The organism is Streptomyces sp. NPDC052236 (genome assembly GCF_044548015.1).
Lineage (GTDB): Bacteria > Actinomycetota > Actinomycetes > Streptomycetales > Streptomycetaceae > Streptomyces.
In genome coordinates this window covers 232,629-252,003 of sequence record NZ_JBIUBL010000012.1, presented here as the reverse complement: position 1 = coordinate 252,003, position 19,375 = coordinate 232,629, and the positions used below count along the sequence as shown (strand labels likewise).

At 68.5% G+C, this 19,375-nt stretch carries 18 protein-coding genes; 5 read left to right on the top strand and 13 right to left on the bottom strand.

Annotation, left to right across the window (positions count from 1 at the left end; translation table 11 throughout):
- Positions 1 to 11 precede the first annotated feature (11 nt).
- The 4 genes from ACIHCQ_RS21645 to ACIHCQ_RS21630 form a co-directional block, all read right to left on the bottom strand.
- Positions 12 to 1,085 (bottom strand): SAM-dependent methyltransferase, encoded by a 1,074-nt coding sequence (locus ACIHCQ_RS21645; RefSeq protein ID WP_399664479.1) that lies wholly within the window; start codon positions 1,083 to 1,085, stop codon positions 12 to 14.
- Between the two features lie 62 nt (positions 1,086 to 1,147).
- Complete coding sequence (locus tag ACIHCQ_RS21640; RefSeq protein WP_399664476.1) at positions 1,148 to 1,678, bottom strand: LmbU family transcriptional regulator; 531 nt, start codon at positions 1,676 to 1,678, stop codon at positions 1,148 to 1,150.
- A 708-nt stretch (positions 1,679 to 2,386) separates the two neighbouring features.
- A complete protein-coding gene (locus ACIHCQ_RS21635) occupies positions 2,387 to 2,545 on the bottom strand; it encodes a hypothetical protein (protein WP_399664473.1) in 159 nt (52 codons plus the stop codon).
- 342 nt (positions 2,546 to 2,887) lie between these two features.
- Entirely contained in the window at positions 2,888 to 3,166 is a 279-nt protein-coding gene (locus ACIHCQ_RS21630; protein ID WP_399664470.1) for a hypothetical protein, read from the bottom strand.
- A 129-nt stretch (positions 3,167 to 3,295) separates the two neighbouring features.
- Between ACIHCQ_RS21630 and ACIHCQ_RS21625 the strand changes: the two genes are divergently transcribed.
- Positions 3,296 to 4,288, top strand: a complete 993-nt coding sequence (locus ACIHCQ_RS21625; protein ID WP_399664467.1) for a helix-turn-helix transcriptional regulator — start codon at positions 3,296 to 3,298, stop codon at positions 4,286 to 4,288.
- A gap of 260 nt (positions 4,289 to 4,548) precedes the next feature.
- On the top strand, positions 4,549 to 5,367 hold the full coding sequence (locus tag ACIHCQ_RS21620; RefSeq protein WP_399664464.1) for a hypothetical protein: 819 nt from the start codon (positions 4,549 to 4,551) through the stop codon (positions 5,365 to 5,367).
- Positions 5,368 to 5,850: 483 nt separating this feature from the next.
- On the opposite strand, the gene ACIHCQ_RS21615 is transcribed toward ACIHCQ_RS21620, so the two are convergent.
- The 6 genes from ACIHCQ_RS21615 to ACIHCQ_RS21590 all read right to left on the bottom strand — a co-directional run bounded on the left by ACIHCQ_RS21615 (position 5,851) and on the right by ACIHCQ_RS21590 (position 11,449).
- Entirely contained in the window at positions 5,851 to 7,041 is a 1,191-nt protein-coding gene (locus ACIHCQ_RS21615) for an alginate lyase family protein (RefSeq protein ID WP_399664462.1), read from the bottom strand.
- Between the two features lie 443 nt (positions 7,042 to 7,484).
- Complete coding sequence (locus tag ACIHCQ_RS21610; protein WP_399664460.1) at positions 7,485 to 8,108, bottom strand: NADPH-dependent F420 reductase; 624 nt, start codon at positions 8,106 to 8,108, stop codon at positions 7,485 to 7,487.
- 94 nt (positions 8,109 to 8,202) lie between these two features.
- Entirely contained in the window at positions 8,203 to 8,805 is a 603-nt protein-coding gene (locus tag ACIHCQ_RS21605; protein ID WP_399664457.1) for a hemerythrin domain-containing protein, read from the bottom strand.
- Between the two features lie 272 nt (positions 8,806 to 9,077).
- A complete protein-coding gene (locus ACIHCQ_RS21600) occupies positions 9,078 to 9,956 on the bottom strand; it encodes an SDR family oxidoreductase (protein ID WP_399664454.1) in 879 nt (292 codons plus the stop codon).
- 103 nt (positions 9,957 to 10,059) lie between these two features.
- Entirely contained in the window at positions 10,060 to 10,197 is a 138-nt protein-coding gene (locus tag ACIHCQ_RS21595; RefSeq protein WP_399664452.1) for a hypothetical protein, read from the bottom strand.
- 496 nt (positions 10,198 to 10,693) lie between these two features.
- Positions 10,694 to 11,449, bottom strand: a complete 756-nt coding sequence (locus ACIHCQ_RS21590) for a hemerythrin domain-containing protein (protein WP_399664449.1) — start codon at positions 11,447 to 11,449, stop codon at positions 10,694 to 10,696.
- Here ACIHCQ_RS21590 and ACIHCQ_RS21585 point away from each other — a divergent pair.
- The 3 genes from ACIHCQ_RS21585 (at position 11,448) to ACIHCQ_RS21575 (ending at position 16,265) form a co-directional block, all read left to right on the top strand.
- Positions 11,448 to 11,786: a CBS domain-containing protein gene (locus ACIHCQ_RS21585; RefSeq protein ID WP_399664446.1), complete on the top strand. Its 339-nt coding sequence runs from the start codon at positions 11,448 to 11,450 to the stop codon at positions 11,784 to 11,786. The genes ACIHCQ_RS21590 and ACIHCQ_RS21585 overlap by 2 nt on opposite strands.
- 390 nt (positions 11,787 to 12,176) lie before the next feature.
- The gene (locus tag ACIHCQ_RS21580; RefSeq protein WP_399664443.1) at positions 12,177 to 12,860 is read left to right on the top strand and encodes a hypothetical protein; all 684 of its coding nucleotides are present in this window, start codon (positions 12,177 to 12,179) and stop codon (positions 12,858 to 12,860) included.
- Positions 12,861 to 13,289: 429 nt separating this feature from the next.
- Positions 13,290 to 16,265, top strand: coding sequence for an AfsR/SARP family transcriptional regulator (locus ACIHCQ_RS21575; RefSeq protein ID WP_399664441.1), 2,976 nt, complete (start codon positions 13,290 to 13,292; stop codon positions 16,263 to 16,265).
- A gap of 105 nt (positions 16,266 to 16,370) precedes the next feature.
- Here ACIHCQ_RS21575 and ACIHCQ_RS21570 read toward each other — a convergent pair whose 3' ends face one another.
- The 3 genes from ACIHCQ_RS21570 to ACIHCQ_RS21560 are packed head-to-tail and all read right to left on the bottom strand — an operon-like array spanning position 16,371 to position 19,368.
- Positions 16,371 to 16,838, bottom strand: a complete 468-nt coding sequence (locus ACIHCQ_RS21570; protein WP_399664438.1) for a S26 family signal peptidase — start codon at positions 16,836 to 16,838, stop codon at positions 16,371 to 16,373.
- The gene (locus ACIHCQ_RS21565) at positions 16,835 to 18,793 is read right to left on the bottom strand and encodes an ABC transporter ATP-binding protein (RefSeq protein WP_399664435.1); all 1,959 of its coding nucleotides are present in this window, start codon (positions 18,791 to 18,793) and stop codon (positions 16,835 to 16,837) included. The genes ACIHCQ_RS21570 and ACIHCQ_RS21565 overlap by 4 nt, the downstream gene beginning before the upstream one ends.
- Entirely contained in the window at positions 18,790 to 19,368 is a 579-nt protein-coding gene (locus ACIHCQ_RS21560; RefSeq protein WP_399664432.1) for a peroxiredoxin family protein, read from the bottom strand. Before ACIHCQ_RS21560 ends, ACIHCQ_RS21565 begins: the two co-directional genes overlap by 4 nt.
- Positions 19,369 to 19,375 lie beyond the last annotated feature (7 nt).

Here is a 19,375-nt window from a genome sequence, read left to right as displayed (position 1 = left end):
GTGCGCACGATTCAGCTCTTCGGTACGAGGTCGTAGAAGCACATACGTGGTCCCGCCGTGGCACGCGTGAGGATACGGCGGCAGGTCAGCCGCGTCCGCTCGAAGATGCTGGACCATTCCTCTCTGTCCACCGGGAATCCCTGATCGGTGAGCACGTGCATGAGGAAGAAGTCCGAGTCGTTCTCGCGGTCGTCGTAGAACGGCTCCGGCTCCCCGATCAGCAGCATCTTCTCGCCCGTGAGGACGTCGGCGTAGGCATCCAGGATTTTCACCACGGCTTGGTCGCCGTCCCGGAACTGCTCGTGCAAGACACCGATACCGCTGATGACGTCCGCCCCGGAGCAGACCTCGGGCCATGTCCGGGGATCGAAGGCATCGGCGACGACGAACTCGAGCCGATCCTCCAGGCCATGGCTGCGAGCGAGTTCACGGGCGACCTCCACGGCGGCGGGTGCTATGTCCAAGCCCACCCCGGTGATCTCAGAGTTGTTGAGGCAGGCATCGACGAGCAGCTGCCCCGCACCGCAGCCGAGGTCCAGGATGCGCTTCGCGCCACGGTCCCGCATGGCCTCCAGGATGATCGGCGTGTAGTACTTGGCGAACACGGTGCCGCAGTGGCGGCTCAGGGGGCCGTTGCTTCGCTGGACATCCTTGCCGTAGACGGCCCGCCCGGTGATCAGATCACTGGTCCGGTGGACAACCGGCCCGTACGCCTCTACATAGAAGCCCAGCCGGGCAAGCGATATCTCGGAGGTCAGCATCTCGCCACGCCGGGTCAGGGAATGGGAGCCCTGCCACTCCTCCAGCACTCCGCGAAGGACCAGGTACCGCAGGACGTTCGAAGCGATCCGCTGGTTCATGCCGTCAAGGAGACTTGCTCCCGGGGTTTGTCGGCCACCCCTGAGACGTTCCAGCAGGCCGGAATCGGCCAGGGCGTGGATGGCATGGCAGAGGTGCATGGCGCTGATGAGCTCCGGCATCGCCGACAGCTGGAACTCCTGCCAGGTCTCGATCAGCTCTGTGTCCCGCAACTCCAGGGACTCTGCGCCCAGCGGACCGGATGTGCCACGTACGGTTTCCAACATTGTTCCGCCATTCATGTCGCTTGATGATCACGCATCACTGCTATGGCAGCCATGGAATGCGATTACCGAGAAATGTCGTCCCGCGTCGCAGCATCGAGCACGGACGACATCCAGTCGGCCAGACCCTGGCTGCTTTCACGTGCAGCCTCTTCCCAGCGTTTGAACCGGCGCCTGTCGAATTTCAGGTGCAACTGGACATCTGGGGTCTGCTCCAGGATTTCATCGGGTGCCGTGCTGGCCTTGATCTGCTTGCGCAGTTCATTCCTCGACCACTTGAGTCGGTACGCGAAATTGAGCCAATGGTCCTGCTCATCCTCCGTCAAAGCAGCGACTTCCATGTGGTGCTGGAAGGTCAGATCGTCTCGCCGGCGGGACGGCAGGAATTTTCTTGCCACCCAGGCGTAATTGCGCAGCGTTTGGTAGTCGAGCGAGGTTTCCTTCATCGCATGCTTGTACCGGTCCCGGTACTTCTCCTGGCCGAAGACGAGCCAGTCGCCGATCCACCAGGCGGACGAGTCCGATACAGACAGAATTCGGTCCCCGATCCGACACCATGTGTCCAGTGGCAGGTCCTCGGGCAGTTGCAGCGACATTCTCCTCGCGGCTGCCGTCAGTTCAGCCGGGAGGATATCGGGATGGTCGGCCGTGACTACTGTCTCCGCGAGCGGCGGTCGACGGACTGCGGTGGGAGGCGCGGCCGTACGAGTTCCGCTCACTCCGCCACCCCACAGACTTCTCCGGACCTGACCGGTTGTTGGCGGCCAGCCAACCAGGAGTTAGTCATACGCATACCTCTTTCATGAACACAGAATGCTCAGGAGGAAGTGTTTTCGCGTGCACTGCGATTATTAATTCAATTCGGTGCGCTTCGAGGGGCACCTTCCTGGCAGCTACGTGTCATGGCACCAGTCGGTCAGAATCGGGTCCCATGCTCGCCGGTGGCCCAGACGTTGAGGACGTCGGAAGTATCGACCCGACCGCATAGCCCAGGTGCTGGATTCCGTTGATGTACGGAAACGCGCGGTGCCGTGCGGACGAGGCCGCGGCACTGCCGCGTTGGGCCGACCCCCTGGACATCGGGCGCCCGCCCGCCCGACCGGCCTGCTGCGACGTCTGTTACGCCAGTGCAAGGGTCACGGCACCGAACCGTCGGTCTGCGTCATCGATGCAGAGAGCATCGACGCACAATCCGCGTCCGCGCAGGGGGGTACACCGTTTCCGCGCAGGTGGGCGGTGGAGCGGACGCTGGGCCGGCTGATGTTCCGCCGCCGTCTGGCCTCTGTGGTTGGGAGGGTTGGGCCCTACTGCCAGCCAACGTCCTTCATCAGCTTCACCGGGGCCGGTCCGTCTGCCCGGTAGCCCACCGAGCCGCTGTGCTGCGCGGCAACTGAGAGGAATACGACCGAGCCGAGAACCGCTGCCGCCAGGAAACGCAGACCATCTTTGATGCACACAAGCATCCCTGCTTTCTAGGGTAGTTCGGAAGTTGGTGGTCCAATTCTTTCCGGGTGAACCGGTGGGCACCAGCGATTCCCTGCGCATATATAGTCCGTGGCACATCCATGCCGTGCCGCGAAGCGTAAGTTGATCACGCTGTGAGTTCGAGGGTGCGGACGTTCACGTTCACGCCGAGACGTAGGGGCCGGCGGGTGGATCGGCGACCAGGGGCAGCGTGACAGCGCCCCCGGTCCGCAAGCAGCACCATGTCCTCCTCCAGGAGTTCGAAGAGGTCCGGGGCCACGTCCGATGGCCGCGCCGATCGGCGCGGGAGCCGGTCTCGACGAGGGTCAGCACGCGGACCTTCAGGTAACTGGCAGCATGGCGCAATGGGACAAAGACCAGCCAGTCAACTCGGGATGTCCCATGACGGCTTGCTCGAACAGCTCCCGGCAATATTGCTGAGCCGCTTCGGGTGCCATTCCGCTGAGGAAAAGCACGCCGCGCGCGCCCGCTCCGGATACGTGAATGCGGACGTGCTCGAGCCTGCCACACCTCTCGTCAGCCCGTCGAAATGCCGCAGCCAGCAGATCCGGGTCGGCGATCGACCGCCCCTCGGCGCAGCTCGCCACGACGTGAACCATGTACATAGGGCACCTTAATGACAAAAGGGTTCATTCGGGCAAGCCCGGTCTTGCGGAATGAGGGGCCTGCATTGATAATCCATGGTTGGTACAGCTTGTAATATCGGCGGCACCGCTCTGGGGAGGGAAATGCTCGACTCATTGGGCCTGGACATGACAGCTGATTCGGTTTACCGGACGCTGATTCAACAACCAGGGATCTCGGTTTCCGAAATCGCCGGAGCCCTCAATCTTCAGGAGGCCGAGGTCCGCGAGTCGCTCGATGCCCTTGCCGACTTGGCCCTGGTCAGGAGCTCCTGGCAAGACCCTGAGTTGCTGCTGCCCGTGAACCCGGAAGTTGCACTTCAGGTAATTCTGGCGGAGCGACAGGCTGAACTTGTGCGCAGACAACAAGAGATCGAAGAGATCCGTGCCGCAGCCGCCCGCTTGGCGAGTGACTGCACATCGGAGTACTCATACGGTCGGGGCCAGGGATTCGAGTTGCTCACCAGCGTCGAGGCTGTCCGGATACGTATGGATGAGCTGGTCGCAGCCACAGAACAAGAAACCCTCGCATTCGCGCCCGGCGGCCCGCAGACAGCTGAGAACCGAGCGGCCAGTCGACCGCTCGCCGATTCGCTCCTCGCGCGCGCCGTTGTCATGAAGACGATATACCTCGACAGCGTGCGTAACGATCCAGGAAGTCTCGAGCATGCTCTTTGGCTCTCGGAAAAAGGCGGAGAAACCCGCACGACTCCCACGCTCCCTCTGCGACTCCAAATACTCGACCGCCGGTTTGCATTAGTACCCATCAACCCAGACGACAGTTCACAGGGCGCGATCCTTGTCGAGCAGCCAGGTGTAGTCTCAGCGCTCTGCGATTTCTTCAGCCTTGTATGGGAATCGGCTACCCCCCTTACTGGGATGAAGTCACGCACCGTGGTGGGCTGCATATCACCGCAGGAAAAAGAATTGCTGCGACTTCTCTCCCACGGAATGACCGACGGAGGTGCGGCTCGCAAACTTGGCATATCACTCCGCACTGAACGCCGCATGATCACTGATATCTCCGCTCGACTGGATGCTCAGAGCAGATTCCAACTTGGGCAGCGAGCCACCGAAGGAGGCTTACTCTCGCCCTGACTGCACCTTCACATTCAGTTTGGCATTCGGACACCGCCTCGGCGGCAAGTCCCAACTGACACAAACCAACGGTGACACGGACATGCCACCGTTTGTCGCACGACCTGACCGCACGTGTCGCCACGCGGTCTGCTGGGGACCCGTCCGGCTCTCAGGGCGACCGCCATCGGAGTGAGGAGAATGCCGATCCTCGCCGGCTGTCTTCGGACACGCCCTTCCACCCCAGCCTGACATGGCGTCAGCCCTCTACGGTGCCCGGTATGGGACTCGGTCTGCTGCTGGCGTTCTGCGCGTCCGTCTGCATGGGCACGGCGACCGTACTGCAGGCGATGGGGGCACGCATGGGTCCGGGAAGTCCGGTACGGGCCATGTGCCGGTGGCCATTCATCGCCGGGGTCGCAGTGGACACGCTGGGATTCCTCGCCGAACTGGTCGCGCTGCGTTCGGTTCCGCTCTTCCTGGTCGAGGCAGCGGTCGCCTCCTCGCTCGCGGTCACCGCCATCGTCGCCTCGCGCGTCCTGCACATCCGGCTGCGGCGGGCGGAGTGGGGCGCCGTCGTCGCGGTCTGCTTGGGTCTCGCGCTGCTGGTGGTCGCCGCCGGGCGTGAGGGCAGCGGCGACGGCGACGCGACGCTGAGCTGGGCGGTACTCGGCGGTTCGGTGGGACTGGCTCTCGTCGGCTGGGCGGTGGGTGCGCGCGCACGGATCCGGCGGAACCGGGCGGCGGTCCTGGGTGGCCTGGCGGGCCTGAGCTTCGGACTGGTCGCCGTGGCCGCGAGGCTGCTGCCGGAGTTCACTGTGCCGGGGGTCCTCGCCGAGCCGGCGGTGTACGCCGTGATTCTCTCCGGGATCGCCGGCTACCTGATGCTGATCGAAGCCGTCCAGGCCGGCTCGGTCACCGCGGCCACCGGGGCCATGGTCATCGGCGAAACCGTCTGGCCCGCGATGTTCGGTGTCATCTGGCTCGGCGACGACACCCGGCATGGTCTTGCGCCGGTGGCCGTCGCCGGGTTCGCGGTCGCGATCGTAGGCGCCCTGGCCCTGGCCCGTTTCGGCGAGGCGGAACAGGACTACGCCTGACCGCGTGATGCGGTGCGGCGGTGGTCGGGTCCGGCTGTGGCGACCCTGCGAGCGCGAGGGGGATCGAAGGTGCGCTGACCGAACCAACTTCAGTATTCATGCAGGTCAGACGGGCAACTCGCCGGCGGTTGCCCCTTCGCCGGCTCGGGTCGGATACGCAGTCACCGAGCGGGTCCGCCGCGCGATCCGGACCCTGCCCGGGCCCGAGCTCTCGCAGTTCGACCAGGACGAGGGCGGCCTGCGGCATCAGATGTTCCTCCCCGACCCGGTTCACCGGCGGCTCCGCCCGGTTCCTCGAAGTCCGTCACCGCGGGCTTGCCACCGTCGGGTTCGGCTGCTTCTCCTCCCGCCACTTCATCATCAACTGTCCTGCTGCTGGACGGAGAGCCGGCCGCCGCCGAAGTTTTGGAAGAGCCGAGTTCCTTGCCGTCCCGCAGGGCTTTGTCTGTTGGTTGGCCGACTGTGCGCGGCGGCCCGGGATGGTCAGTTGGGGTTGTTGGCGTGGGTGAGGGTTGTCCAGGCGTTGAAGTAGTTGTCTGTGCCGGATGGACGGTGTGCTTCGGTGTATTTCTGGGTGTTGGACATGCTGATGCCAAGGCGGTTGTGGAGGGCGTTGAAGCCGACCTCGGTGACCCGGCCGAGGCCCGTCTTGATCGAGCCGTCGCACAGCGAGGAGGGTACGGCGGTGCCGTTCTCGTAGGAGGTGTGGAAGCCCAGCGTGTGGCGCAGTCGGTCCTGGATCTTGGGGTAGAGGTCCTGGCCCTGGATGCGGCTGGTCTCCGCGATGTCGGCAATGGAGGCGATGCCCCAGCCGGTGTGCCCGAAGTCGCGGCAGGTTTCCTGGGAGAGGCCGTTGGTGAAGGTGCTCTGGCCCTGCCAGTATTTGATGATTTCGGCGCTGGTGTCGATGCTGCTGTTGGCGGGTGGCTTGGGCAGGTTGCCGTCACTGGTCTGGTAGACGTACGCCGGGACGCGGGCGAGGTAGGTGCTGACCGCCTTGTCGTAGCTGGCGCGGTCCTCGATGAAGACCGAGATGCCGATCGCGGCCTCGGTCATGACCAGTTCCCAGTTGCCGTTCTTGGTCGCCGCGCCGTTGATCACTTCGGGGAGGTATACGTTGCGCAGCATGGTCGCGAAGCGGCCTGTGTTGGGCCAGCCGCCGTCGTAGGTGTACTTGATGATCTCGGCGGCGCGTGGCCAGGTGGATCCGGCCCAGCCTGTCTGCAGCGGGGCGTTGCTGTTGGTGTGGTCGGTGATGGCCGCGGACCAGGCGTCCATGATCTCGATGGATTTCATGGCGTATCTGCTGTCGCGGGTGAAGTACCAGGCGAGCGCGTTGGTGTAGGCGGCGATGGCGTCCTGGCGTTCGTCGGTGCAGCCGTTGTTGGGGTTGGAGGAGGAGCCGCACTCCACGATGGCCCGCGGTTTTGCGGTGCGTGACAGTGAGGCGTAGGAGCTGGCCATCATGGCGTCGTATGCGGCTTTCCAGGGCTGCTGGCCGGCTTGCACCTTCGACCGGGCGTGGTCGAGCTGGGCCCGGCTCACCAGCACGCCGGGGTGGGTGAAGGTGGCTGGTGCTGCTGTTGCCCGGGGGGCCGGGCCCGTGAGCTGGAGGCTCAGCAGGCCCGCCAGCAGAGCGAGAACACTGAGCAGGGCGGTTCTGGATCGCGCCATCCGATGACCTCTTCCATTCACAAATGGGAACACGGTTCCGGGTGTTGGAAGGTATTGGCCTGGACCATAGGGACGCTTTGTGAACATGTCAATGCTTGCCGTCATCGCACCATTCGCACACCGGCCTCCGCCGCACCACCCGGCCGCTGACCCGCCTGTCGCCAGTACGACAAGAAACTTGCCCGATCGGCCGACAGGTCCTGGAGACGGGGGCCCGTCACGCAGTCGAGGACGGCGCCGCCGCAGAGGCGTTCACCACGGAGACGCGGACGGCAGCGGTCCTCTCGCACAGCAGTTCAGGGAACCCGGGGCATCCGGGGCATCCGGGGTATCCGCCACTGGCGACCACCAGGACACCTGAGGGCGAGCCGCCCGCCCGTCGCGGACCGACTCAGCCCCGCGTACGCCAATGGCAAGCAGGGCGAAGGGTGGCGTGAAGCCCGTCACCCGTGCAGCAAGGCGTTCATCTGCGCGGCCGACAGTTCGGCTGTGTAGACGGCGCTGCCGGGCTGGTGCTTGCGCCCGCCTCCGCCGAGGCGGCCCGCGTCCACCGGGTCGAATCCGATGTCGCGGATCAGGCCCGAGACCACCGCCTTGGCCTCCTCGTCGTCGCCCGACAAGGGGATCGCCAGCCGTTCCGCATGGCCCTTGGGCCGTCCACGGTCGCGCAGGTTCTCCCAGTACATGGCGTTGAAAGCCTTGACGACGTTGGCGCCGGTGGCGGCACGCAGCTTCTCGCTGGAGGTGGTCCTGTCCTCGTCGAGCTCGGGGTCGTGGCCGTCACGGTCCGGGTAGTAGTTGCAGGTGTCGATGACGACCTTGTCGCGCAGTTCCGCGGCCGGCAGTTCGTCGATCCGCCCGTAAGGGATCGATACGACCGCGAGTTGACCGAACCGGGCGGCCTCCGCGGCGTGGACCGGCCTGGCCGATCCGTCGATCTGGGCGGACAGATCCTGCAGGGTCTCCGGCCCGCGCGAGTTGGCGATGGCCACCTCGTGGCCGATGCCTGCGAAGTGCCGGGCGAGAGTGGAGCCGATCCGACCGGCTCCGATGATCCCGATGCGCATGAGGTCTCTCCGGGTGGACGGTGGATCCGGCCGGGCGGCTGCAGCGGCCCCGGGAGGAGTTTCCCGAAGGGCGTCGATCAAACCGAGAGGGTTTCTAGATGCCCGACCACTCCCGTTCGTCGGCCGAGATATCAACGAGCCCTGCGGGCTCACCGATGCCTGCCCGTCGATCCGCGTAGCGCTCGGCCAGGATCACCCGTACGCGGTCGATCACGTCCCGGCGGGCCCAGCGCTCCACCATCTCCCGGACGGCGGTGGCATCGGCTTCGATCCGGCGCAGCTCGTATGCCAGGTCTTCCCGCAGATCGGGTGGGAGTTCCTGGTGAAGTCGTGGATACACGATCGTCTCCGCCTGGTCGATGTGGCGGCGCACCCTGATGATCAACCGCCGGAGGAGAGGGTCGAATTCACCGCTGTCGTCGTCGGTGAATTCCAGGTCTTTCATGGTCTCCTCGGCGCGCACGAGATCCATGACACCCGGCCGGGCAGGTCGGTCGCCGCCTGGCACCCGCCAACGCGTGATCCCGTACAGGAGCCGCACGGCCGTGGAGTGGCACACCAGAGCGACGGCGGCGCCCTTCAGGCCGCTCCGGCGCCGGGGATCTCCGGTGGGCAGCGACTGTACTTGCTCCAACTCCCCTTGCAGCTCCCGGTGTTGTTCGGTCAGGATCGTGATGGTGTCTGCGGTTTCTCTCATGGTGTGCCCTCCACTCTGCACGTGGACGGGTGCTGCGAGTAGCCGGTGCGCTCCGGCGTCTCACAGGCCGGCGCATATGGTACGGCCCTGCCACCAGCTCATGACACCCGCGTATCCGTCACGTGAGAGCTGATGCCGTCGAATCCCGGCGGTGACCTCCGGTGGCCGACTACCGCCTGCGTCTCCCAACACCGGCGCGAGCGGTGCGACGACCGGCTGCGCGCCGTGCGGGAGGCGGCGCAGGAGGAGGAGCGATCGGACGGTGAGGTGCTCTACGGCAGGGGTGTCCCGCCCGTGGCGTTGACGATCTCCGCGGTGATGAAGGACGCCTCCTGCGAGGCGAGGAAGACGTACGCGGGGGCCATTTCGGCGGGCTGCGCCGGGCGGCCGAGCGGCGACTGCTTGCCGAACTCCACCGTGTCCGGCAGCGTCGCCGGGATCAGCGGCGTCCACACCGGGCCCGGCGCGACCGCGTTGACCCGGATGCCCCGCTCGATCAGCATCTGGGCCAGCCCCTGCGTGAAGGTGACGATCGCGCCCTTCGTCATGGCGTAGTCGAGCAGGTGCGGGCTGGGCTTGTACGCCTGCACAGAGGTGGAGTTGATGATGCTGCCGCCCTCGGGGATGTGCGGCAGGGCGAACTTCGACAGCCAGAACATGCCGTAGAGGTTGGTGCGCAGCACGCGGTCGAACTGTTCGGTGGAGATGGCCTCGATGCCCTCCGGCTGGGACATCTGATAGGCCGCGTTGTTCACCAGGACGTCGATGCGGCCGAGCTCATCCACGGCCCGGTCGACCAGAGCCTGGCAGTTGGCCTCCTCACGGACGTCGCAGGAGACCGGCACCGCGCGCCGCCCGGCGTCCTCCACCCAGTGGGCGGTCTGCCGTGCGTCGTCCTCCTCGTCGTCCAGGTGAGTGAAGAGCACGTCGGCGCCTTCGCGGGCGAACGCAAGTGCGACCGCCCGTCCGATGCCGGAGTCCCCACCGGTGATCACGGTCTTGCGGCCGTCGAGCCGGCCGCTGCCCCGGTAGGAGTCCTCACCGTGGTCCGGGGGTGGGTCCATGGGGCCGGTCCAGCCGGGGTGCGGCTGGTCCTGGGAGGGAAACTCGGGCCGCGGATACCGGTGGGCGGGGTGCTGTGGCTGGTTCACGGTTCTGCTTCCTCCTGGGTGGCATGGTGGGCCAGGAAGCGCGGTTGCCGCCTGGCTGACCGAGTGCGCCAGCTGTCCACCGGGGCCGGATGGATCATGTGGATCAGGAGCCGGCTCCGACCGCCATGACGGCGTCGTCGATCCGGTCGTTCGCGGTCAGTTCGACTTGGTGCAGCAGGACGGGAACGCGGTCGGCCGGAAGCGCGATGGCACGGGACAGCTGGTGCGTGTCCCGGTCCACCCCGGCCGCCGTCGTCTCAGTGCCGCGTCGACTTCGTCCTGGCTCAGCGGAGCCGGAGCCTCGGTGGCGGTGCTCGACCGCTCGGGGGTGGCGTCGGGCGCGGTGAGTAGCGTGCCGAACTCGTCCGGGAGGGCCCTTGCAGGTCGGCTGTCAGCTTTGGTTCCCCGGCCGCCACCTGGGACAGGACGGTCCGCGTCAGAAAGAGCGCCTGCTCCGGCGTCCCGCCCGAGTGGCGCGCGACGTCCTTCAAGGCGTCGGCCGGCCTGGTGGTGTGGACGATCTCGTCGGCCGCGGTGGTATCGGTGAGCCGTGCCCGACGCGACCTTCTCGACCAGATGCTGATGGCTGACCATCCTGCCTCCAGTAGTGCCCGGTGCCGCGTGTGCTGTGCGAAGGGCCGCAGGGCTCACGCCATGGATGAGCCGTGTTCCGGCCCCCACGGAGTACCCGCGGCGCCGATGGCTACACGGAAGATCCTCCCTGGGACGTCCTTGGCTCAGGTGGTTCTTCCGGACAGCCAGTCGCATACGCGATCCACCAAAGCCGTGCCCGGCGCGAGCAGCTTGTGCTCCTGTGCCGACAGCGCGGCACGAAGCCGGGGGAAGACGACCGCTTCCTCGTCCTGGAAGTGCCGATAAACCCGGGTCATCAGCGCCCGGGCGGCAGTGTCCAGCTGGGCCGCGTCGAAGTGATGGGCTCCGTCGAGGGCGTTCATCAGCTCCTCCGCCGCCGTGTGCTCCTCGAGTGCTCTGTCCGCGAGTGTGTCTCCGTCGGGGAGCACCCTGCGTACGACGGGATACAGGTACTTCTCCTCGGCCACCGAGTGCCGGACCAGCTCGATGATCAGCTGATCCACGAGCGCATGCCTCTCGATCGGCGTCGGCAGTTCCCGGCGGAACGCACAGGGTTCGGGACCAGCCGGTAGCCAGGTGGTGGCCGCGCTGGAAGCCGCGGCTGAGCTGCTGGACCGCGTACTGACGGTCGTGCTGTGAGGCGGATGGCCCCATCCGACGGCCGACGCGCTCAGGCCACTCACCTGTCGTCCAGGTCCTCGGTTCGGACCTGCCGTGCTCAGGTGATTCGGGGCCGCCTTGAGGGGAACCCGCGGCCGAAAGGGCTGATGCCGCTCCGGATGCAGCTGAAGCCGGGCGAGAGCAAACTGTTCGCGAAGAACATACGGCGCAGGCGTCGGCGTCCTGTCTCGACCTGCCTTCTGTGGAGGTCCCAATGGCAGAAACGGTACGGCAGTCATGACGGCCCCGCCCGTCCAGGCCAGCCCTCGCGCGTACGTGACTGATGTCGCCCGCCGCATGCGCGACGAGGACATCGGCGCGGCGCTGGTGACGGAGGACGGCCATCTGCGCGGCCTGGTGAGCGACCGTGACCTGTCCGCGTTGGTCACCGTGGCTCCCGACGACCGGATCGACCATGCCGTACACCTCATGCGGGCCACAGCGGTCCGCCGTCTGCCGGTGGTCGACGCCGACCGCGATTGCGTGGTGGGTCTGGTCGCCCTGGTGGACCTGGCCCTCGAGCGCGACCCGGATTCCGCCCTGGGCAATATCAGCGCCGCAGAACCGAACAGGTGACGCGCGTGCTCCGCTCCTGACGGTGCGGAGTGCTCTTCGCCGAAGCACCGGCGCCGTCACCTGACGACTGGGAGGAGGGCCCATGGACAACGCACGACGCGAGGAAGCGTACCTACGACAGAGCGGACGCAAGACGGTCACCGCTCGGCAGAGGCGACGTCTGAAGAAGAAGACCGGACAGGGCAAGGGGTGAACGTGCCCGGGACGGCGTGCCGGGCGTCGCTGCGGCGCGAGCGCAGGTCTCCGGCCCGGCGCCGAAGCCGGACGTGGCGCATCCCTCAACCGACGGCGTCGCACCTTCTCCCAGGCCACGGTGGGATGGTTCGATCGCGAGGCCCGGACTGCCGGCGGATACCGGCCGGTAGTCCCGGGCCCCGGTGAGGAGGACGCATGGCTCAGCAGCACGCTCAGCAGCAGAAGAAGGAACTGGTGGAGGCACTGCTGGACCGGTACGGGCACCACAGCCTTGCCGAAGAGGCAGAGATCCGTCTCAAGAATCAGCCGCACACGATGTTCCAGCTGCTGCAGCTGGCCGCACTGACGGACGCCAGAGTGGCCCCCGAGACAGCCGTACGCACGCTCATGACCCTGCGCGGTCGCAACTGGTCGACCGCGGGAAAGGTACGGCAGGCCGGGACCGCGGAGATCGCGAAGGTGCTCGCCGACGCCGGGTACCGCGAGGGTGACCGCAAGCGCATCAGCACGGCGATGACCGACGCGGCACTGCACCTGCTGGAAGATCACGGAGGCGACCTCGGCGAACTGCGCGAGGACGCGGAGAAGGACCCGCAGCGGGAACGGCAACTGCTCCGGCACTTCGCAAACGTGGACGACGGCGTGGTGGATGCCTTCTTCCGGGAGGCTCAGCTGCTGTGGCAGGAACTGAGCCCGTTCGCGGACAAGAAGGCGCTTGACGCAGCCGACCGCCTCGACTTGGGACATGACCCGGACTCCCTGCGTGCGCTGGTGGATGACGACCGGCGATTCGTACGGCTCATCGACGCACTGGTGAGGATCCGGCACGACGACCGCGGCTACCAGAAAGTGCGCGAACTGGCCGGCCGGCAGAGCTGACGGCAGGCCATCGGCGGTCGACGCGGGCCCACCATTGCCGCAGGCCCACCAAGGTCCGACCTCATCGCCCGCACCATCTCCTGGCTTTTCGGCTACCGCCGCCCCACTGCCCGGTACGAGCGCAAAGGCAGCCACTTCCTCGCCTTCCCCGGCCTCGCCGCCGCGCTGACGGGCGATCCGTTCGACTGCGCGACAACCGCCCGCGCGTCGAACCGGCGGCACGCGGGCCGGAGCCACGACGCCTGGCCGAGGACTGAACGGGCCACGCCAGGCTTTCCCACAGTCAGCGAGCGAATGCGCCACACTCCGGGCGCGACGGACGTGCAAGATCCTGACGCGCCCGGACAGGCAGCCGACTAATATGCGGCCAACGGATCTACTCCCCGTAGCCCACGGGCCGACCATGCCCCTGTTGTCCGGAGGCGTGTCATGTGGTTCGGTCTGCTCGGCCCGCTGACCGTTCACGACGGCGCTGCCGAGCGCCCGATCAGCGGCGCCAAGCTCCGGGCACTGCTGGCCGCACTCCTGCTTCAGCCCAATCGCATGGTCCCGCTCGACACCGTGGAAGCCGTCCTGTGGGGTGAGCACCCGCCCGCCACCGCGAGCGCCTCGCTGCACAATCACGTGGCGCGGCTGCGGCGCCTCCTCACCGAGGAGGGCCGGTCCCGGCTGCGCGCGGTGCCGGGCGGATATCTGCTCGCGGTCGGCAAAGGAGAGTTGGACAGTGAACTGTTCGCGGACCGGCTGGACAGCGCCCGCGCCGGCCGGCTGCGGGGGGACTGGGCGATGGTCGGCCGCGAGACCGCCCGGGCCCTCGAACTGTGGCGTGGTGCGCCGCTGGCCGACCTGCCGGACCTGACCCTCGCCGGTGCCGAGGTACGGCCGCAGATCCAGCAGCTTCTGGAAGCCCGCATACAGGCGCTGGAATGGCGATTCGACGCGGAACTGCACCTGGGCCGCCATCGCGGTCTGGCGCCCGAGCTCGCGCGACTGGCCGAGGAGCACCCGCTGCGGGAGGCGTTCCACCGGCAGTTGATGATGGTCCTGCACCGTACGGACCGGCAGGCCGAAGCCCTTGCCGTATTCCACCGGCTGCGCCGGACCCTGATCGACGAACTCGGCATCGAGCCCGGCCCCGCGATCCAGGAGACCCATCAGGACATCCTGACCGCTCACCAGGGGGTTGCCCAAGCCTCGCCCGACCGGTCGGCACCCGAGCCTGGCCCGACCGAATCCGCGCCGACCGAATCCGCGCCGACTGAATCCGCGCCGACTGAATCCGCGCCGACTGAGCCCGGCCCGACTGAGCCCGGCTCGTCCACGGCAGGCTCGTCCACGGCAGGCTCGTCCGAGTCGGCGGCCGCCGAGACCGCGTCCGGGCCGCCGCGGCCCATACCGGCTCAGCTCCCCGCCGACACCGCTGAGTTCACCGGCAGACAGGGGGCGATCGAGGAGCTGATCGCCATGCTGCGGCCCGACCCGGCGCTCTCCGCCCCGCGCCTGGTGGTGATCTCCGGCATGGGAGGCATCGGCAAGACAGCGCTGGCCGTACACGCCGCGCACCGGCTTCGTACCGCGTTCCCGGACGGTCAGCTCTACGCGGACCTGCGCGGATTCGGCGCCGGTGACGCGCGGAAACCGCACGAACTGCTCGCCCGCTTCCTGACCGACCTGGGCGCCCGCGAGGAACCGCTGCCCGAGCACACGGACGACCGGGCGGCGCAGTTCCGCTCGGTCCTGCACGGCCGGCGCGTGCTGCTGTTGCTGGACAACGCCCGCAACGCCGCCCAGATCGCGCCCCTGTTGCCCGGCGGCGGCGGTTGTGCGGTAGTGGTCACCAGCCGCTCCACGCTGGCAGATGTACCGGACGCCGGCCGGGTGCTGCTGGGCCCCCTGGACATGGAGGGACAGCGCCGTCTGCTCACCGCCCTCTGCGGCTCCCGGCGCGTCCGGGCCGATCCCGACGCGACGGCCGCGATTCTCGCCGCCTGCGGCGGCCTGCCGCTCGCGCTGCGCATCGCCGGTGCCCGCCTGGCCACCCGGCCCGCGTGGCCGCTGACGACGCTGGCGCAGCGCCTGGATTCCAGCCGCGGGCGGCTGCGAGCGCTGTCCGCCGGCGGAGTCGCGGTCCAGGACACCTTCGCCATGAGTTACGTCGCCATGCGGGACAGCCCGCTGCCCCTGGAAGCGGAGCAGGCGCGTGCGTTCCGGATGCTCGGGCTGTGGTCCGGGCCTGTGCTCGCCGCGGAGCCGGCCGCGGCTCTGCTCGGCCAGCCGGTGAACAGGACCCGGGACCTGCTGGAGGCCCTGGTGGACGCCAATCTGTTGCAGACCCCGCGCCCCGGCCAGTACACCTTCCACGACTTGCTGGCCGAGTACGCGGTCGAGCGGGCCCACGAGGAAGAGCCGCGGGAGACAAGGAAGGCCGCCCGGCTGCGGCTGCTGGCCTGGTACACGGCGGCGGTGGCGAAGGCGAATGCCGTCCTGGCCCCGGAGTCCCCGCCGCTGCCGCCCCTGGACACGGACATCGCGGCGCCGCTGCCGGAGTTCGCCGACGAGGAGCAGGCGCTGCACTGGTGTGCACGGGAGTTGCCCGCGCTCACCGAAGCGATCCGGCTGGCGGCCGGGTACGCGCGTCCGGACCTGGCCTGGCGGATGGCGGCCGGCCTTTTCGGCTACGCCCAGACGTTCTGGTGGACCCGGGAATGGGAGCGGTGCCTGAAGGCGGCGCTGCGCTGTGTGGAGAAGCACGAGGATCTGCTCGGCCAGGGGTGGCTGCACAGCCGGCTCGGCGTCGCTCACGGGCTCGCCCACCGCTCCGACCTGTGCCTGGAACATCTGCAGACCGCCCTGCCCTACTTCGAGAAGGCCGGTGACGCGGCGGGGCAGGCGTCGTTGTGCACCAACATGTCCGTGGTGTACCGGCAACTGGGGCAGTTCGGCCAGGCTCTCGCCTTCGGGGAGCGGGCTCTGGAACTGCATCGCGAGGCGGGGGACAGGGAGCGTATCGCGAACGTCCTCGGCAACATGGGCGACGCGCTCCTGGCGGCCGGTGATCCGAGCGGGGCCGAGGCGCGCCACCGGCAGGCACTCACCTTATGGCGGGAGCGCGGCAACCTCGTCGGCACGGCGTCGACGCTGACCAGTCTTGGCGACGCCCTGCGCGCGCTGGACCGTCCGGAGGAGGCCTTCGCGGCGCTGGACGAGGGACTGCGGATACGGCGGCGCCTCGGGCATCACGCGGGCACCGCCGACACGCTGGATACCCTCGCCCGCACCCACCTGCACTGCGGCGACCGGCACGCTGCCAGGGAGGCCTGGGAACGCTCGCTGGCGCTGGGCCGCAGATACGGGTTGTCGCTGCGGGTCGAGCGGAGCCTGCGGGGACTGCGGGCGCTGGACTGACTGCCAACGGGGAGACGCGGACCGACTGGTCCGACGGTCTCCCGGTGCCACACCCCCACGCGGAACGGATCCGTCAGACACCGGGTCCGTCAGACACCGGCGCCGTCAGACACCGACGTCGTCGCCCGCCCGGCGGCCGGGCAGCCGCAGGAGCACCACCCCGTACATCTGCTCCGCCGGGCAGAAGCCCCATCGCCTGGAATCGTCCGAGCGGGGATGATCGCCGCGCAGGACCAGCATGCCGGACGGCACACGGCTCTGCGGAACGGCCGGCACCCAGGGCGGCACCGGGTCACCGGCCACCGCGACGACCCGTTTGACGTACCAACCGTCGGCCCCGGACCGGTCCGGCGGGCCGCTCCACCCCGTATGTGGGTCGGGCCGCTGGACCACCACGATGGTGCCGGGCCGGCACCGGCGGCGGTGCCGCAGTACGAGCAGCACGTCGCCGGCCTGCAGGGTCGGGGTCATGCTGCCGCCCCGCACGGTGACGGTGGACAGCAGCCGCCGCGCCACCCCCAGGGCCCCGATGCCGAGAACCGCCGCGGCGGCGTAACCAGCCCTCCGGCTCATCCGGCGCCCGCCGTCGCCGCCGGGACCGAGACCGGTCCCGGGTCCGGGTCGTCGCGGTAGCCCTCCGCCTGGATGTGGAACAGCCGGGCGTACACGCCGTTCGGGGAGGCGGTGAGAGAGGCGTGGTCACCGCTCTCCATGATTTGGCCGTCCTGAAGGACGACGATCCGGTCGGCCCGGCGCACGGCGCTCAGCCGGTGGGAGACCAGCACGCTGGTGGCGCCCGCGCGCAGCTCCCGCAGCCGGTCGTGGACCATGCGCTCGGCGACCGCGTCCAGGCCGGAGCTGGGCTCGTCGAGGATCATCAGATCACGGCCCTGGCGCATCAGACCGCGGGCCAGCGCCAGGCGCTGCCACTGGCCGCCGGACAGATGGACGCCGGCCACCTGCCCGTCCCCCTCCGCGTCACCGTCCGCGTCCTCCTCGTCTCCGGCGTGGAACACCCTGCTCAGCATCGTCCGGTAACCGGCAGGCAGTCGCTCCACGGTCTCGTGGATCCCGGCGCGCTCGGCGGCGACACGGATGCGGTCCCGGTCGTCGATCGATACCAGGTCGCCGAGCCCGATGTTCTCGGCGGCGGTGAGGTCGTAGTCCATGTAGTCCTGGAACACGGCGCCGATCCGTTGCCGCAACTCCTCCACGGGGACGTCCCGGACGTCGACGCCGTCCCACACCACGGAGCCGCGCTGCGGATCGTAGAACCGGCAGAGCAGCTTGACCAGGGTGCTCTTGCCGGCGCCGTTCAGCCCGACGACGGCCACGCTGGCGCCGTGCGGGATGGTCAGGTTCACGCCGCGCAGCACCCAGGGGGAGTCCTCGCCGTAGCGGAACCACACGTCGCGCAGCTCGATGGCACGGGACAGCGGTACGAGCGGCCGGGGCCGCAACGGGGTGGCCAGGTCGTCCTGTACGTCCACCACGGTCAGATAGTGGTGGAAGACCAGGGCGGCCTGATGTCCCAGGGCGATGTTCTGCACCAGCATGCCCAGTCCGGACTGGAGGCCGGCCAGGGCGGCGATGAAGACGGAGACGTCGCCGAGGGTGATGCTCCCGGAGACCGCCGCGTGCATCGCCCACAGCAGGCCCCCGGCCGAGAGCAGTGCTCCCAGGACGGCGAGGGAGACCTGGACGCGTACGACGCCGCGCTCCAGCCGGTCCTCGGCGCGGTTGGCCGTGCGCAGCTCGGTGAGCATCCGGCCGTGGAGGAAGTCGCCCAGGCCGAACAGCCGTACCTCCGCCGACGCCTGAAGATCCGTCAGCAGCATTTGGTAGAAGAGCTTTCGCCGCATGCCCGGGCTGGTGCTCCACAGCAGCCCGGCGTGTTTGCGGCTCAGCATCAGATGGGCGGCCAGCGCGGGTGCCGCGGCCAGGAGGGCAGCGCCCGCCATCACCGGGCTGATCGTGACCAGGGTGGCCAGGAATCCGACGATGCCCAGGGTGCCCTGGAGAGTGGAAAGACCGGTGCCCACCAGCTGGTCCGGAGCGTGTTCGGCGGTCTGCTGGGCCAGCCGCAGCCGGTCGTGGAAGCGGGGCTGCTCCAGTTTTGCCAGCCCACGCAGCCGGTTGACCGCGGCGAACAGCCGGTCCTGGGCGTACAGGCCGATGGCTCGCCGGGTGTGCCCCGCCGCGTAGGTGGTGAGGGCCGATGTGGCGGCCATCGCGATCCCCAGGCCGCCGATGCCCGCGGCCATCCACGCGAGGGGCGCGAACCGGGCTCCCGGCCCGGACAGCTCGTCGAGAACGGCCTTGATCAGCCAGGCGATGGCGACCGGCGCCGTGCCTCCGACGACCGCCATCACGGCCTGGAGGATCAGTATTCCGGGACAGGCGCGCCAGGCAAGCGCGTAGGCCGCTCTCAGCCCGCGCGGCACGGAGGCGTCGGCAGTCAGCCCGGTGCCGGTGCCGGTGGCTGGTTCGGTTTCGGTGTTCTCGGCGGTCCCGGTGTCCGCGGTCACAACGCCGACGGCTGCGCGGACTTGGCCAGCCCCTCCATGCCGATGCCGGCGGCGATGGCGAGCTCGTCCGCTCCGTAGTGGGCGAATCCCGGGTAGTAGCGGGCTCCGAAGTGGTTGCTGACAGGCGCGTCCAGGAACTCCGGGACCACGAAATCCGCGATACCGGCGAGCCGGGAGGCCAGTTCGCTCTCGGCCGCGTCGATCCCGACCACCGTGGCCAGCACGATGCCTCCCGCGGCCCGCAGTTCGCGAGCGCGCTCGCCGAAGGCGGGCAGGCTGTCGTCGCACCCGGAGCAGTCCAGTGACAAGAACGCGATCAGGGCCTCCCGTCCCGCCAGATCGTCGCGCGTGACGGTCACGCCGTCGGCGGTGACCGCGGTGAAGGCGGGCATCCTGGCTCCGGCCGCGATCCCCAGATCCGGGTCCGAATCCGGCTCGACGGAACCGTGGCTGTGTGCCGTGGCCGGTGGGGTGCTGACACGCTCGCGCCAGCGACGCATCACGGCCAGCGTCAGTGCGGCGTTGATCGCCGCGACAGCCGCGACGAGAACGAGTCCTGCGACGAGGTATTCCACGGGAGTC